General features: G+C 52.8%; 14 protein-coding genes. 4 read left to right on the forward strand and 10 right to left on the reverse strand.

Going from position 1 to position 14309, the window contains the following annotated elements; translation table 11 throughout:
• Nucleotides 1-31 precede the first annotated feature (31 nt).
• The gene (locus QFX31_RS06570; RefSeq protein WP_348531316.1) at nucleotides 32-712 is read right to left on the reverse strand and encodes a hypothetical protein; all 681 of its coding nucleotides are present in this window, start codon (nucleotides 710-712) and stop codon (nucleotides 32-34) included.
• Between the two features lie 276 nt (nucleotides 713-988).
• Between QFX31_RS06570 and QFX31_RS06575 the strand changes: the two genes are divergently transcribed.
• The 3 genes from QFX31_RS06575 to priL all read left to right on the forward strand — a co-directional run bounded on the left by QFX31_RS06575 (nucleotide 989) and on the right by priL (nucleotide 3095).
• Complete coding sequence (locus QFX31_RS06575; RefSeq protein ID WP_348531317.1) at nucleotides 989-1297, forward strand: transcription factor S; 309 nt, start codon at nucleotides 989-991, stop codon at nucleotides 1295-1297.
• Nucleotides 1298-1359: 62 nt separating this feature from the next.
• Nucleotides 1360-2091 (forward strand): DNA polymerase sliding clamp, encoded by a 732-nt coding sequence (locus QFX31_RS06580; protein ID WP_348531318.1) that lies wholly within the window; start codon nucleotides 1360-1362, stop codon nucleotides 2089-2091.
• On the forward strand, nucleotides 2088-3095 hold the full coding sequence (priL, locus tag QFX31_RS06585; RefSeq protein ID WP_348531319.1) for a DNA primase regulatory subunit PriL: 1008 nt from the start codon (nucleotides 2088-2090) through the stop codon (nucleotides 3093-3095). The genes QFX31_RS06580 and priL overlap by 4 nt, the downstream gene beginning before the upstream one ends.
• 161 nt (nucleotides 3096-3256) lie before the next feature.
• On the opposite strand, the gene aroA is transcribed toward priL, so the two are convergent.
• The 3 genes from aroA to QFX31_RS06600 form a co-directional block, all read right to left on the reverse strand.
• Entirely contained in the window at nucleotides 3257-4522 is a 1266-nt protein-coding gene (gene aroA, locus QFX31_RS06590; protein WP_348531320.1) for a 3-phosphoshikimate 1-carboxyvinyltransferase, read from the reverse strand.
• A 213-nt stretch (nucleotides 4523-4735) separates the two neighbouring features.
• Nucleotides 4736-6247, reverse strand: coding sequence for a hypothetical protein (locus QFX31_RS06595; RefSeq protein WP_348531321.1), 1512 nt, complete (start codon nucleotides 6245-6247; stop codon nucleotides 4736-4738).
• Nucleotides 6219-7136: a hypothetical protein gene (locus tag QFX31_RS06600; protein WP_348531322.1), complete on the reverse strand. Its 918-nt coding sequence runs from the start codon at nucleotides 7134-7136 to the stop codon at nucleotides 6219-6221. The genes QFX31_RS06595 and QFX31_RS06600 overlap by 29 nt, the downstream gene beginning before the upstream one ends.
• Nucleotides 7137-7253: 117 nt before the next feature.
• Here QFX31_RS06600 and QFX31_RS06605 point away from each other — a divergent pair, with 117 nt between their 5' ends.
• On the forward strand, nucleotides 7254-7679 hold the full coding sequence (locus QFX31_RS06605; protein WP_348531323.1) for a hypothetical protein: 426 nt from the start codon (nucleotides 7254-7256) through the stop codon (nucleotides 7677-7679).
• A gap of 107 nt (nucleotides 7680-7786) precedes the next feature.
• Here QFX31_RS06605 and QFX31_RS06610 read toward each other — a convergent pair whose 3' ends face one another.
• The 6 genes from QFX31_RS06610 to QFX31_RS06635 are packed head-to-tail and all read right to left on the reverse strand — an operon-like array spanning nucleotide 7787 to nucleotide 13506.
• On the reverse strand, nucleotides 7787-8611 hold the full coding sequence (locus QFX31_RS06610) for a dipeptide/oligopeptide/nickel ABC transporter ATP-binding protein (RefSeq protein WP_348531324.1): 825 nt from the start codon (nucleotides 8609-8611) through the stop codon (nucleotides 7787-7789).
• Entirely contained in the window at nucleotides 8575-9504 is a 930-nt protein-coding gene (locus QFX31_RS06615) for an ABC transporter ATP-binding protein (protein WP_348531325.1), read from the reverse strand. Before QFX31_RS06615 ends, QFX31_RS06610 begins: the two co-directional genes overlap by 37 nt.
• Nucleotides 9482-10327 carry an ABC transporter permease gene (locus QFX31_RS06620; protein ID WP_348531326.1) on the reverse strand — a complete coding sequence of 282 codons (846 nt, stop codon included), beginning with the start codon at nucleotides 10325-10327 and terminating at the stop codon, nucleotides 9482-9484. The genes QFX31_RS06615 and QFX31_RS06620 overlap by 23 nt, the downstream gene beginning before the upstream one ends.
• A complete protein-coding gene (locus QFX31_RS06625; protein ID WP_348531327.1) occupies nucleotides 10324-11250 on the reverse strand; it encodes an ABC transporter permease in 927 nt (308 codons plus the stop codon). The genes QFX31_RS06620 and QFX31_RS06625 overlap by 4 nt, the downstream gene beginning before the upstream one ends.
• Nucleotide 11251: 1 nt before the next feature.
• Complete coding sequence (locus tag QFX31_RS06630; RefSeq protein WP_348531328.1) at nucleotides 11252-12022, reverse strand: class I SAM-dependent methyltransferase; 771 nt, start codon at nucleotides 12020-12022, stop codon at nucleotides 11252-11254.
• Nucleotides 12019-13506: an ABC transporter substrate-binding protein gene (locus QFX31_RS06635; RefSeq protein ID WP_348531329.1), complete on the reverse strand. Its 1488-nt coding sequence runs from the start codon at nucleotides 13504-13506 to the stop codon at nucleotides 12019-12021. Before QFX31_RS06635 ends, QFX31_RS06630 begins: the two co-directional genes overlap by 4 nt.
• Nucleotides 13507-14309: the final 803 nt, after the last annotated feature.

The following is a 14309-nucleotide window of genomic DNA, read 5'->3' on the forward strand; positions in this document are numbered from 1 at the left end:
CCGCTTGGGGCAGAGTTGTGATACTCTCAAATCACGCATACCTCCACTTTGGATTCAGAGAATCGAGATACTTTATGTCGGGGAAGCTGTACGGCGCCTTGTAGTAGTTGCTGTCCGTAACAACGCCGTAGTAGCTGTCGACTGCAAGCCACCTGTCGCTGTTATCAGGATCTTCGACGATTATCCACAGATGTCCCTGGTTCTCAAACCCGCTCGGGTCGTACATATATTTTATGTTGTACCCGAACTCTGTATAAAGATTTGCCAGCTTCTGGGAGCCGTCGTAGCACATGCCCAGAGGGGTTACAGGAAACATCGTAAGCCTGCTCACAGATTTGATGAACTCCTGGTTTGTTGTTATGTTGTAAGATCTGTCCTTCTGGATCTCCGCGATGGGTATCACCTGCATGATCCCTGTGCTCTTGGGCGGCTCCATCCAGAGATCTGCCAGTCTCGGCGCGCCTCCGTTGGGAGTGAGGTAAACACTCTTGCCGCTCGGCAGCTTGACAGTTACATATGAACGCTCAGGGGTCGCGTCGTATCCATGGGAGACGAGAAAGAACGCGAGATCCTGTACTGTTATGCCGATATCCTCATAGCTGGAGATCAGCAGCCACAGATCATTGACATCATCTGCCGACGAATGGCCGATGCTCAGCACGATCAGCAAAACGATACACATCGCCCGGCTGCTGAGCGGCATATCGGCCATCCCATAATACCGTCGGCGGCATGTATATATCATCTTTCGTCAAGGCGTGAATTCCTCACTGGATGTAGGATCTCCCGCCTGCTCATGTGGCCGTGTACTTTTATCAATCAGTTCAGATTCATGCGATTCTGTGGATGGATCATGCATTGCGCACGGTGTTCCCACAGCGGTTCAGCTATTCGAGCACACAACCGCCCTTGACTGCTTGGTTGTGTTTCGGACACAATTACCTCAGCCATCGCAACCTTTAATATAGCACGGGTCGACCAGCTGGCGATGGAGTTCTGCCCTGCGTGTAAGAGCATGATGATCCCCAGGGAGGGGATGATGGTATGCAGAAAGTGCGGTATGAGGATACCGAAGAGCTCGAACAACCCGATCGTCTCGGTGACAAACAAGCTCGAGAGGTCTGTGCCCGTGCTTGAGCAGGAGTCTGCAGGCCTGCCGACAACAAAAGCGAAATGCCCTGAGTGCGGGAACGATACTGCCTACTGGTGGCTCAGACAGCTGAGAGCCGCTGACGAGTCTGAGGTCCGCTTCTTCAGATGCACAAAGTGCGGGAATACCTGGAGAGAGTATGACTGAATGATGGATCACATGGAAAACTATATTAAATACTAGATACTTTCTTTTCTGGAGGCGCTAGGATGCTGAAGGCAGTTATTGATGCAGAAACCCTGCGGGATGCGATCGAGGCAGTATCTTCCTTGGTCGATGAGGTCAAGTTTACGATATCTGAGAAAGGTCTCGAGCTCAAGGCGGTCGATCCGGCGAATGTCGCAATGGTCTCACTCAGGATCGATGCATCCGCATTCGAGTTCTATCAGGCAACCCCTGGGGAGATCGGGGTCGATCTCGTGCGTCTGAGCGATCTGCTGAGCATGGCTGACAGGGGAGAGCGTGTGAGGCTCGAGCTCCTGGAGGATGAGAGGAAGCTCAGGATAGGCGTCGGATCTCTGTCATACACACTGAGCCTGATAGATCCGAGCGCGATACGTAAGGAGCCCAGGATTCCCGAGCTCGATCTCCCAGCGCATGTGACGATCCCCGGTGCGGAGTTCAGAAGGGCTATCAAGGCTGCGGAGAAGGTGAGTGATCATGTGGTGCTTGGTGTTAAAGATGACGTCTTCTACATGGAGGCGAAGGGCGACATAGACGCGCTGAAGCTCACGATGCCGAGCTCCGAGCTTCTCGACATGAAGCCTGGGGAGGCAAGATCTCTGTTCTCGCTGGATTACCTCTCCGACATGAGCAAATCCATAGGAAAGGCACCTGAGGTGAAGCTTGAGATAGGCATCGATTATCCGCTGCGGATCAGCTTCAGGCTGAACGAGGTCTATGTCAGCTACCTCCTGGCGCCCAGAATAGAGCAGGAATGAGGACGTTCTGGTACCCATTCACACATGCAGCAGCACAGGATATCAGGCATATAGATGCGCCCCTTGAGGACGTGCTCAGGAGCAGGGCGTTTCAGCCTGTGAGGCGCAGGGCGCTCGAGCGTGTCCGCGGAGCGCTCCAGGGAGAGATACCGGAAGCGGACACATCAGACAGCGTGAAGCAGAACGTCGAGCTCCTGTCATATCCTCTCGCCAGGCTGATCGTCTCCTGCATCGATGACGATTATCTTCTGAGGCGCTATGTCCTGGCTGAGTCGAAGCTTGCCCACAGGAGGCTGAGGGTCTCCGATACAGAGGAGGTGCTGGAGATCGCCAGGGACCTGGGGATGAGCCCACTCTCTGAGGGGGAGAACTTCAGAGTACACTTTGTGGATTTTGTTGTATCCGCTGCGAGGTTCAGGAGCCAGAAGTGGAAGCTGATCAACAGAAACCTGGAACGCGGCTATCTCACAGTCACCCGCGAAGAGCTGCTCCGCCTGATGGAGGAGAGGATCAAGGACAGGATACAGGAGGGGCTTCCGCTCGATGCTGGAGGCATATGCGAGAGCCTCTCGGATCAAATTAAATCCATAAGAGATGAGCTCGAATCGTCGAAGCAGAGCGCGATGGTGGAGCTCGGCGAGTTCGACAGGGACGCACTGCCGCCGTGCATGAGATCGCTGCTGGAGCAGCTCGCTGCCGGCAGAAACCTGGCCCACACAGCGAGATTCGCGCTCACAAGCTTTCTTCTCAACATAAATCTGAGTGTCGAGGAGATAATCGGCATTTTCAACAACAGCCCAGACTTTGATGAGGAGATGACAAGATACCAGATCGAGCACATCGCTGGATCTACAGGGACTAGATACACCCCGCCGTCCTGCTCCACGATGCTCACATACGGAAACTGCCCCGGGGGCGATGAGCTCTGCAGGCGCATCAGGCACCCGATAAGCTACTACAGGCGCCGCCTGAGGGAATCGCCGAAGTCAACAGCTCCCTCCTGAGGATGTGCCGCCATCCCTGCGCCCCGGGGAGTTTTGGTCAGGATCTTGCGATCCGGCCGGGATTACGGGGTGCATCGATCTGTTTTCAAATTGCACAGAACATCAGTCTCGGTATAGATGCGGTTTTTAACCTAACGTCAAACTGCTCAGTTCAGAGAATTTCACGGAGATGTGCTCAGATTCACTCCAAGCCTTCTCATATCATCAAAGAACCCCGGATAGGATACCTCTACAGATTCGGCTGTATCGATCCTTGTATCGCCTGCAACGATTCCTGCAAGCGTCAGTGCCATCACAATCCTGTGGTCGTGGTATCCGTGAAGATCTGCTCCATGCAGTTCTCCCCCGACAATCTCCAGGCCATCAGGTCTCTCCTCTATCTTTGCGCCCATCTTCTTCAGCTCGACAGCCATCGCATGGATCCTGTCGGTCTCCTTGTGGCGCACGTGCTCCGCGTTTTTTATAACTGTATGCCCCTCGGCCACCGCTCCAAGAACAGCAAGCGTTGGCACAAGATCCGGGGTCAGGCTCGCATCTATCTCTGTGCCTTCCAGATCTGACGCTGATACGCTAACCTCTCCTCTCTCTGTATCCCAGGAGACGTCCGCTCCCATCTCTCTGAGAATCGCAACTATCGCAGAGTCGCCCTGCCTTGAGGGTAACAGGCCCTGCACTCTAGCAGAGCCTGCAAGCGCGGCTGCCGCGAGCGGATACGATGCAGATGAGAAATCCCCCGGCACCGTGTACTCCTGAAGCCTGTACCTCTGGTCTCCATGCATGTGGAAAACACTTCCATCAGCATGTATCTCAGCCCCGGCCTCTCTCAGTATGTCCAGAGTGATCTCAGCATACGGCCTGGACTTCAGCTCACCCTTTATCGAGATCGTCGTATCGCCGCTGGATAGCGGGCATGCTATCAGGAGTGCTGAGAGGAACTGCGAGCTCACGCTGCCATCCAGGGATGTTGATCCGCCCCTGAGCCGCCCTCTTATGACCAGAGGAGCGCGATCGTTTCCCCTTATGGAGAAAGCCTCAGCGCCCAGCTCGTTTAACGCCTTGAGAAGCGGGCCGTTGGGCCTGCTCCGTATCGAGCTGTCGCCTGTTAGGACCGCGCCATCGGTGAGCGCTGCAACCGCTGACATGAACCTGAGCGTCGTCCCTGAGTTCAGAACATCTATTATGTTCTCAGGGGTTCTGGGCCTGCCCGAGACTCCCTGGATCTCGAGAGAACCTCCCAGTAACTTCACCTCAGCCCCGAAGGCCTCGCATGCCGATATCGTGGCACGGGTGTCTGCGGATATGAGCGGCCTGTGGACGCGTCCTGAGTCAGAGAGGGCTGTGATGAGCACAGCCCTGTGCGTGTAGCTCTTCGATGGCGGTGCGCGTACAGTTCCTGAGATGGAGGAGCGTGAGACAGATACTATCATGTGAGATAGAACCACGGGATGGTATATTAAGAATGCGTGAGGCCCTGCCTTAAAAGATCTCGCTGGCATGCAGAGTCAGAAGATGCAGGTCGTGGGTTTGGATCGCCGAAGAGACTTCCGGAAATCAGATGACGCTGAACGACAGATAAATTAGGGATTGCTGCATGCTTCTGAGCTCAGCGATAAATGCATAACACACGCATGCAACCGGTATCAGAGAGATCTCACCCAGATCAGAGCTGAGATCAGCAGGAGGATCACCATCTCGAATCCGAAGGGATGTGCTTCAAAATTCCTCAGCTGTATGGGTTCGTCGACCACTGTGCTCTCTGTGATCCTGCTCATGTTCGGGATCTCTGGGGATCTCTTCTCTAGCTTTAGGGGCGAGACCTCGCAGCGGAACATATTGTTCTCTGAGTCGAAGTAGACCAGATCGACCGGTGGAAGCATGCAGGAGCCGTTCGGGCAGCGGACCAACCAGGAAATGGTTCTGGATGCGCCAGCTGCAAGAGCGAAGCTGAGGTCGTTACTCCCGTTCAAAATCTCGATCCCTTCCGGAAATATGCTGTATGCACGTATGCCTGCATAACGGTTGCCGATGTTTTTGACATCCATGCAGACCTGCAATACATCCGTATCCCCTGGTGCATCCCCCACATAACGTTTCGCCTCGATCAGCGGCCCGAACACATCGACTATCGGGCTCTCAGAGGTCACGGTGTAGGTGCTGCCTGCTATAGAGTAGGTGCATCTTGCAGGTGGCAGAACCAGACCCTCACCAGGGCGCCTGGCCTTCACAGCGTAGCTTACAATCCTCATCTCACGTGGAGCGAGCTCAAAACTCTCTTCAGTCACACTCTCAGACTGGAACTCATCTACAGCAGCATCCCTGAAGCTCAGATTCAGACGAACATCTCCCGTGTTTCTGACCGTATCGATAACGTAGTATGTCCTGCCGAAGGTCTGTGTATCATGCACATGCTTGTGCAGCTCCACCGGCCCGAGCACTGTTAGCGGCAGGGCAGATTCAGATCTGTAAAGGTTGCCGTCTGCATCCAGATATTCTGCCGTCGCCACAAGCTCGATACTCCTTGTCTCGGGAAGGCTTGGGGCCATGAGGCTGAACCTCTCCATCCACACCTCCCCCGATCTAAGAAGGGATGCGCGCATATCTTTGCTGGGATCTTTCTGCGGTTCGGTCGGTGTATCTGAGCGAAAATCGCTGAGACCAAGATGCAGGTGTATGTTCTCCGCATCACCATCCCCTCTGTTCTCCACAAACACATCCACCCTGATCTGATCGCCAATGTGGTAAACATTCCTCTCAGAAGCCATGCTGATTACAATCTCAGGTCGCGATCTCATACTGATCTCAATAATTGCCCGGGATTCATTTGAGAGGTAGCTCTCCCTGTAGACCTCCTCTAGCTTGATCCCAAGCCTCTCCCTGTTGCGCTCATCCTTCAGGACGAAAAACTCCCCCTCACTCATGACAGTTGAGGATATGCTGCCATTGCGGTAAATGCTGAGAAGAACAGCTGGATTGCCGGGCGTGACAGAGATATCTGAGAGTTCTATCGAGTAACCATCAGCTTCAATTCTCTCCCCCGGCTGGAGTTCTGCCTGGATGCTCTCACCCCAGCTCGCTGATGCAGGAATTAATAGAAGGGCAAAGATGAAGAGCGCAGCAAGGGATCTAGCTCCTGAAGAGGAGATAAACCGCAAGGGCGATGATGAAGGCATAGATGTACAAATCATTTGAAGTGCGATTCTGCCACTCTTCAACCCTATCAACGGCCTGCCTGGTTGTTTTGAGGGTGCTGAGCTCAACGGTCTTTGGAGAAGTAATCGAAGAGCGGGTCTCAGAGCTGTTAGTGGATAAATTGTTGGCAGCTTCTTTTTTCGGGGAGCTCTGAGAGGGCTGGGAAGGCGCCTGAGAAGCATCAGATATCTGAGCTCTGCTGCTTGCACCCTTCTTGAATGCGACCCCCTTCGGAGCATATAGCACAACAGCGTCATCCCTGATCAGATCCACTCTCCTGCTCTTCCGGTACTCGATCTCAGTCTCAGGATCCCTCCAGTGCACTGATATGTTGTGCATCCCTCTCTCGAGCTTGATCTTGCCGGCCTCGGTCATCGAGCTCTTCTTGGCGTTTGTGCACCGCTCGAACTTATCGTCAATGTAGAGGCAAACATCTAGATCCCTCTCATTATCGTTCTTGACCAGGACAGTCAGGTAGAACTTCTCTGGTGCGTCATTCTTCTCTGTGTAAAGCGTCACTGGTGTGGCATTCTTCACAACCATCACGACAGAGGTCTCATAGCTCTTGCGCGTATCCTCATCCCACCAGGTTATCGTGAAACTGTGCTCACCTTCTAGATTATAGATGCCGAATTCAGCCTCACTCTCAGATGAGACCTCCCGGGAATCGACAAACTCGCCATCTATGAACAGTGCTACCCGAAGACGATCGTCGTCTCTGTTGAATACATATACGTGTGCTGCGCTACTTTCTTCTCCACCAGTGTGGTTCCAATGATCTGATGCATTAACTGCGCCGCTCAGAAGAGCGATGCATGCAATAAAGGCGTGCCATAGCATTTTATTACTCATTTACTATATCTTATGTCATTCAGCATGCATAAAAATTTATTTGTTCTATTAAGTGACACTGTTAATATTAATAATAGATTTTAATTCATATTACAAAAAGATTATATACCGCAGCTGTTGATATACATACGTGAGATCGTGAACGACTGGATCCTCGGCTTGCTGGTCGCAGAGGGCATACCTCTTTTGGCGCTCATATACTACCTGGAGCACAGGAGAAGGATGTATCTGCTCGAGAAGGGGTGTCTGATCATGGAATCCCCAGAGAAACGGACAGAGCGCAGGTTGTGCAACGGTCTGTTTCTCATGCTCGTCGGGGCTTTTGTTCTATCGATGCCTGCCCTTGCAAACATTTTCAGAATTGAAATGAGACCAACTATTGAGCAGGTCCTTACAGGGTTTTTGATCGTCTCTGCTGGACTCTCGCTGATCCTGGGCACGATTCTCCTCCAGAAGGCACGAACGCCTCTCAGGCAACATGAGAGTTACGAGCCACAGGATCATACCGTTCCGGATGCAGGCAGAGGGGCAGTTTGGAAGTGATATGAGCGCAGCATTGAGGATCATTGAGTTCAGATACATGCGATGTAGTGGGTGGCATTATGCCGGTGCACTCTGACTCCTGATGCACTCTGACCCCTGACAGTCTGTTACCGATCGGAGCTCACAAGGATATTCGAGCATGAGTTCGTGCAGAGGCTGTGGGAACCATGCGGCCCAGAGATCCTGTTGCTTATCGGCTCCCATTTTTCGACCGGTCCTGTGAAGACAACCCTGCCGTTGTGCAGCTCGCAGACACGATCCGACATGAATCTCATCACAGCAGGATGGTGCGAGATGTAGAGGTAGCCTATGCCCCTTTTACGCTGTATATCCTTCAGCAGATTCAGGATCTGTGCCTGGATCGAGACGTCCAGCGATGCTGTGGGCTCATCCAGTATCATTATCCTCGGATTCAGCAGAAGAGCTCTGGCGAGCGCGATCCTCTGGTTCTGCCCGCCAGAGAGCTGCCTCGGAAAGCGACAGAGCACCTCCTCAGACAGACCCACCCCCTCCAGAACCTCTCTTATGATCGCCGCCTGCTCTTCCCCGGGTATCTTCAGCAGATCCAGTACCTCCCTGAGCGATCTCTCGATGGTCTTCAGGGGGTTCAGCGATGACTCCGGGTCCTGGAACACCATCTGCACAGCTCTTCGGAATTCTGTGAACTCATGACCCATGATATCGCGCAGGTCTCTCCCCTTGAAGATCACTGCACCGGACGATGGGTGCTCCAGCCCTGCGAGTATTCTCGCCAGAGTCGTCTTTCCAGATCCGGATGGGCCGAAGAGCCCGATAGTCTGCCCTTCCCCTACCTCAACTGTGACATCGCGGAGCACGCATCGCTCTCTGCGGAATAGCAGCCCCTCATGGTATATCTTGCTCACGTTCTGGGCCCTCAGATACATCTCCAGCACCTCACGGATCTTCCGCATGATGTGGTGAGAGAAGGTCTATCACGTGAGCATATGCTCATCCTCTGCTGGCACCTTGGATGGAACCTGCACCCCTTGGGGGGATCGATCATCGATGGGGTGTTTCCAGGTATGGGCCTGAACCCGCGCTCCGGCATGCTATCGCAAAGCGCTTTTGTGTATGGATGCCATGGGTTATGCAGCACATCCTCTGTTCTTCCCATCTCCACGATCTCACCGCAGTACATCACAGCGATTCTATCTGAGCTCGAAAGGGCAACATCGAGATCGTGAGTTATAATGATAAGAGACGCACCGCTTTCGTCCCTCACAGATCCGATCAGCTCAAGCGCAGCATTCACCATGCTCTGATCCAGACCCTTGGTTGGCTCATCTGCTATCAGTACTCTGGGCCTGAGGATCGAAGAGCATGCGATCATAGCCCGCTGGTTCATCCCGCCGGAGAGCTGGAATGGATACATCCCGCCGGCTCCGTTCAGCCCAAGGGCCCGGAGAAGCCTCTCAGCATCATTCATTGCCCGACGTTTTGGGATATTGAGATGAACACGTAGCGGCTCAGATACCTGATACAATATCCGATGGACAGGGTTGAGCGCTGCGGATGGGTTCTGGAATATGATCGAGATCTCTCTGCCCCGTATGCGGGAGATCTCCCGCTCACTGAGCTTCAGCAGATCCATCCCCCTGTAGATCACGCTGCCTGTGACCCTAGCATTCTCTGGAAGAAGTCTCAGGATGGCATTTGCAACCACAGATTTCCCGCATCCGGTCTCGCCCACGATCGCTACTGTCTCATGCTCTTCGAGCATAATGGAGATACCGGACGCTGCCTTAACAGATCCAGCAGGTGTATCGAACTTTACTGACAGTTCACGCACCTGGAGAAGCGACATGCACGCCCCTCCTCTCCTCAAGCATGAGACTCATGGTCACAAGTGAGAGAACCGAGAGCGTTATGCATATCCCAGGGGGCATGTACCACCACCAGCATCCATTTAAGAAACCACCCCTGGAGAACGCGAAGTTTATTATCATCCCCCAGCTCTTCGAGTTCGGATCCCCAAGCCCCAGAAATGACAATGAGGCCTCGGCGATCATCGCTGAGGCGACTGTCAGCATGAACTTGGGCATGATCACGTGAATTGTATTTGGGAGAACATCTGTAAGAATTATGTGCATATCAGAGAAACCCGTGACCTTCGCAGCCTCCACAAATGCCATCTCCCTCACCTGGAGAACCCTGGCGCGCACGATCCTGGCGAGCGAGGTCCACCAGAGCAGGCCCATTATCAGGGTTATGGTTATAGAACTCGGCTTCAGGAATGCGGCAACCACAATCACCAGAGGTATCTGGGGTATCATTAGAAATATGTCCGTGATACCCATGAGAATATCATCCACCCATCCCCTGAAGTAGCCGGCAGATGCGCCAACGATGGTGCCTATCAGGGTGGCGATGATCGCAGATCCAAGACCGACGCCGAGAGAAACCCTAGAGCCGAATATGATCTCGGACAGGATGTCATTGCCCATGTCGTTCGTTCCAAGAGGATGATCCCAGCTCGGACCCAGGTAAGGCTCATACCGCTTCCAGGGATCGTGTGGGGCGAGGTGGGGGGCGAAGAACGCCATCATCAGAAATGCAAGAAATACCAGAGCTCCTGGATTCGATAGCAATGATAATTTCGTGCGTGATGCCTGCACTTCGCATCTCATCGGCTCCTCACCCTTGGATCGAGAATGCCGTAGAGCACATCCGCGATCATGTTCGCTGTTATCACCATTATGGTTATTATGAGAAAGGAGCCCTGCAGCACCGGATAATCCCGGTAGAGAAGCGCGCTGTAGATGAGGTTGCCCATCCCGCGCATCGAGAATACCATCTCTATGAACAGCGCCCCGCTGAATATGAAGCCGAAGTCCAGTGCGATCAGCGTTATTATCGGCAGAGCTGCATTTCTGAATACGTGCCTGAACAGGATCTGGGTGTCATACAGCCCCTTGGCTCTCGCATACAGTGCATACAGCATTTGGCGCTCCTGTATCACGCTGCCCCTCATGATCATGTGGTTTCTGGAGGCTGAGAAGAGGCTCATCAGGATCACAGGGAGAATGATATGATGAATTATGTTCCAGGCAGAACCTGTGCTGTAAAACCCCTTCATAGGGACCCAGCCGAGATGAAAACCAAATATGTATAGAGACATCAGCGCCAGAAAATACGGAGGAGTGGAGTAGATGATTAGAAAGACAAGAGTCTGCAATCTCGAGCTGGGTCCCTCCCTCCAGCCGGCAAGCGCTCCAAGCAACGTTCCAAGAAGAGCTCCGATGATCACAGGAGGAGCTGCGAGAAGCAGCGTCCATTTCATTCTCTCCACAACGAGCGGCAGAACTGCAGAGTGGAAGTGGTAGGAATAGCCTAAATCTAGGTGCATCAGGTTCTTCCAGTACATCAGATACTGCTCTCTCAGGGGCAGATCCAGACCCATCTCCCTCCTGATCTCCTGTACAAGATCACCGCTGAGAATCACATCCTCGCCCAGGAGATTTGTCAAGGTATCGCCGGGCATCGCCCTCGGTATGGCGAAGTTCAGCGAGAGTATAATAAAGAGCGAGATCGCATACCTGGCGAGCTTCATCTCAGCTCTCCGCCTCTCTGAGAGTGTACAGCAATGCGTCGGTGCTTTGGAAGCGGACTTTCATCTCCTCATCAAGCCTGCCTGTGCTGCGCAGGTACTCCACAATCTCATCAGGAGATCTCTCCGAGTACCTGTACTGCTTCAGCACGTATTTGATCGGAAGCCTGTAATCCCTGGGGAACAGTTCGATATCGAAGTCGTGGCCCATCTCCCTCAGAATGCTCTGCAGGCATCTGTAATCGAGATGCGGCTTGGGTCCATACGCGAAATCGTTTAGTGGATCTGGAGGATCAGCACGGAACACTATGAATACCCCTGAATGCGATATAGCGATCATCCTGCTGAGGAATGCCAATATGTCCTCATGGAAGAGGCTGTATGCTGCAAGCGTGTAATCGATCCTCTCCGTGATCTCCGCATCCGGCCACGTATCGCATATGGTTATGATGTTATTGATACCATTGGCCTTTCTCGTCAGAACCTGCAGCTGGTGCTCAGATGGATCCAGAGCGATGACCTTCCCTGCAGTTCTGGAAAGGGGAATGGCGAAGGCGCCTGTACCTGCCCCTATATCGAGAACGGTGGAGCCGGGATGGATGAGGAAGGAGATCCTCTCGAGGACCTTTCCAGGGTAGTCCATCAGCCCCAGAATCTCATCGTAGACATCGTACTCCCTCCAAAACTGGTCGTTCGAAATGTTCCGCTCTTTCAGATGGCGAATGTAGCTTGTTTTCTGAATGAACTCCCTCCATCGATCCACCCACACGCTCATGCCATCCTCTCTACGTTCAGGAAGTTGTCGAGGTTGTAGATGCCGTACAGCGGGTCTGAGCTCCAGCCGGTCCATTTCTTGTTGTAGGGTGTGAACACCTTGTTCCAGTAGAGCGCTATTCCGGGCAGATTTTCGGCGTAGTAATCCTGAACGCTGTGCGCCAGATCCTTCAGCTCCTCCTCGCTACTGGCAGCGAGTATGTCATCGCAGAGCTTCTGGAACCCGGGATCGCTCAGGACGTGAAGCACCCCCTCTCCTGTCCGGCGCGAGTCGAAGTATCCGGTCCCCCAGTTCGCATGCATCATCATGCCCCAGGGAGTTGTCCTCGTGATGGTGAGATCGTACTGGTACTCGTCCTTGAGCTTTATCCATGTTGCATCGTCCACGACCTTGAGCTCCACATCGATGCCGACAGCTGAGAGGTAATCCTTCATGAGCTCTGCAACCCTCTGGAACTTCGAGCGTGCGAGAAGCAGAAGCTTCATATCACTGCCGCTTGAATCCTCCAAGATCCCATTGCCGTTTCCGTCCCTGTAGCCCGCTCTGTCCAAGATCTCCTTTGCTTTTTCAGGATTGTACTCGAGGGCTGGCGTCTCCTTGAAGTAAGCCATGCTCGGCGGCACAAACCCGCGGTTCGGAACAGAGCCATATCCGAGGGCATCGATCTTGAGGATCTCCGTGTAGTTTATGGCGTATGAGACTGCTTCCCTGAACTGGAGATCTGACATCGGCTCCTTGTTCAGATTGAATCCCAGTAAGACCAGGCCGACATTGTCCTTCTCGACGAAATCGAAGTTTCCTGTATCCTTCAGCTTTTGGATGGCTGTATATGGATAGGTGCCAGCGTACTTGTAGTAGGCATCAACATCTCCCTTCTCGAGTGCCATTGACAGAACATCAGCGTTCTCATACATGTGCAGCTCTATCGAGTCGATCTTCGGCTCCCTTCCCTTCCAGTAAGGGTTTTTCTTGAAGTATATCACACCAGCCCCGAGGTCTGTCCTATCGATGAAAAAAGGACCGCAACCGACGATAGCGCCCTCATCAGTGTGTTCAGTCGGCTTATCTATCGTCTCCCAGACATGCTTCGGCAGTATGTTGTATGTGGTGAACTCGAGGTTCAGGCGGGAGTAAGGCTTGTTGAGCCGGAAGACAACGGCGTTGCCATCAACTGATATCTCATCGACCGTATTTTTGATCCAGCCGGCCGGTGGGTACTTCTCGGCGATGTACTCAAATGTGAACTTCACGTCCTCTGGGGTGAGCTTCTTGCCATCGCTCCAGTAGAGGTTATCGTCTATCTCGAACCTCCAGGTCCTTCCATCATCTGAGACGGAGTAGCTCTTCGCAGTCTGACCGCTGAGAGTGCCATCAGGATTCATCTTCATCAGGGGAGGATTGGAGAGATGTGCGAAGACTCCCATGTTGGAATCGCCCAGGATGCTGGCAGATTTGACCACATCCTGTGTGCCTATTCTTAGCACAGTCTCATCTGCGGAGCAGCATTGCAGCAGAGACATGGTCATTAAAATTACGACCAATAATGCGAGCTTTTTATGTATAGTCTTCATCAAAGCTTTACCTCCTTTGCTACAAAGTTTGATATTTTACATAAATATGTTCCGGTAACGGAATAGGTCGTGCACTGGAACCACCGAATAGAATTTCAGGAATCGGTATTCACTGGCACAGAAGATAACAGATCCCGTGATGCCACGTACAGCTGAGTTCAACGGATCTTAGCACATCCCCATACAGGTACAAAACCTCATCAGGCTGACGTCTTTGTCGGTTGAATGAGCACCATTCGGCGCAAAAATCGCATATCTGGATCAGAGAACAACTTCATGCGTCGCTGTGGCTGAGCTGCGCAAAATGCAAGTGCCCCAGGGCTCTTCGCCAGAGTTTATATACCCACTTGCATCTGAGCACCTGGCGAAAACCCACCTCAACTTAGACCTGTCTTGCAAAAGATTTATGTAAAATAGACACCTCCTACAGGCTGTTGCAAAGCGAATCCCGAGGAAAAGGGAACTGAAAGTACAGCGCTGCGATGATCTGGTCGCTGTCGAGATATTGTTGCAAAGCGAATCCCGAGGAAAAGGGAACTGAAAGGCATCTGCGGCGTGTACTGGACGTTTGAGTACGGACAGTTGCAAAGCGAATCCCGAGGAAAAGGAAACTGAAAGATCGAGCCATGGTCTACTACAGATGATCCATGTCGCGGTTGCAAAGCGAATCCCGAGGAAAAGGGAACTGAAAGATTTTTAAATTGCTTGGCCACCCA

The sequence above is a fragment of the Methanothrix sp. genome (assembly GCF_030055635.1).
In the GTDB taxonomy this organism is placed as follows: domain Archaea; phylum Halobacteriota; class Methanosarcinia; order Methanotrichales; family Methanotrichaceae; genus Methanothrix_B.

Coding starts and splice junctions, on each gene's coding strand:
- QFX31_RS06570 (WP_348531316.1), bottom strand. CDS start 712: ATGGCCGATATGCCGCTCAGCAGCCGGGCGATGTGTATCGTTTTGCTG.
- QFX31_RS06575 (WP_348531317.1), top strand. CDS start 989: ATGGAGTTCTGCCCTGCGTGTAAGAGCATGATGATCCCCAGGGAGGGG.
- QFX31_RS06580 (WP_348531318.1), top strand. CDS start 1,360: ATGCTGAAGGCAGTTATTGATGCAGAAACCCTGCGGGATGCGATCGAG.
- priL (WP_348531319.1), top strand. CDS start 2,088: ATGAGGACGTTCTGGTACCCATTCACACATGCAGCAGCACAGGATATC.
- aroA (WP_348531320.1), bottom strand. CDS start 4,522: ATGATAGTATCTGTCTCACGCTCCTCCATCTCAGGAACTGTACGCGCA.
- QFX31_RS06600 (WP_348531322.1), bottom strand. CDS start 7,136: ATGAGTAATAAAATGCTATGGCACGCCTTTATTGCATGCATCGCTCTT.
- QFX31_RS06610 (WP_348531324.1), bottom strand. CDS start 8,611: ATGCGGAAGATCCGTGAGGTGCTGGAGATGTATCTGAGGGCCCAGAAC.
- QFX31_RS06615 (WP_348531325.1), bottom strand. CDS start 9,504: ATGTCGCTTCTCCAGGTGCGTGAACTGTCAGTAAAGTTCGATACACCT.
- QFX31_RS06620 (WP_348531326.1), bottom strand. CDS start 10,327: ATGAGATGCGAAGTGCAGGCATCACGCACGAAATTATCATTGCTATCG.
- QFX31_RS06625 (WP_348531327.1), bottom strand. CDS start 11,250: ATGAAGCTCGCCAGGTATGCGATCTCGCTCTTTATTATACTCTCGCTG.
- QFX31_RS06630 (WP_348531328.1), bottom strand. CDS start 12,022: ATGAGCGTGTGGGTGGATCGATGGAGGGAGTTCATTCAGAAAACAAGC.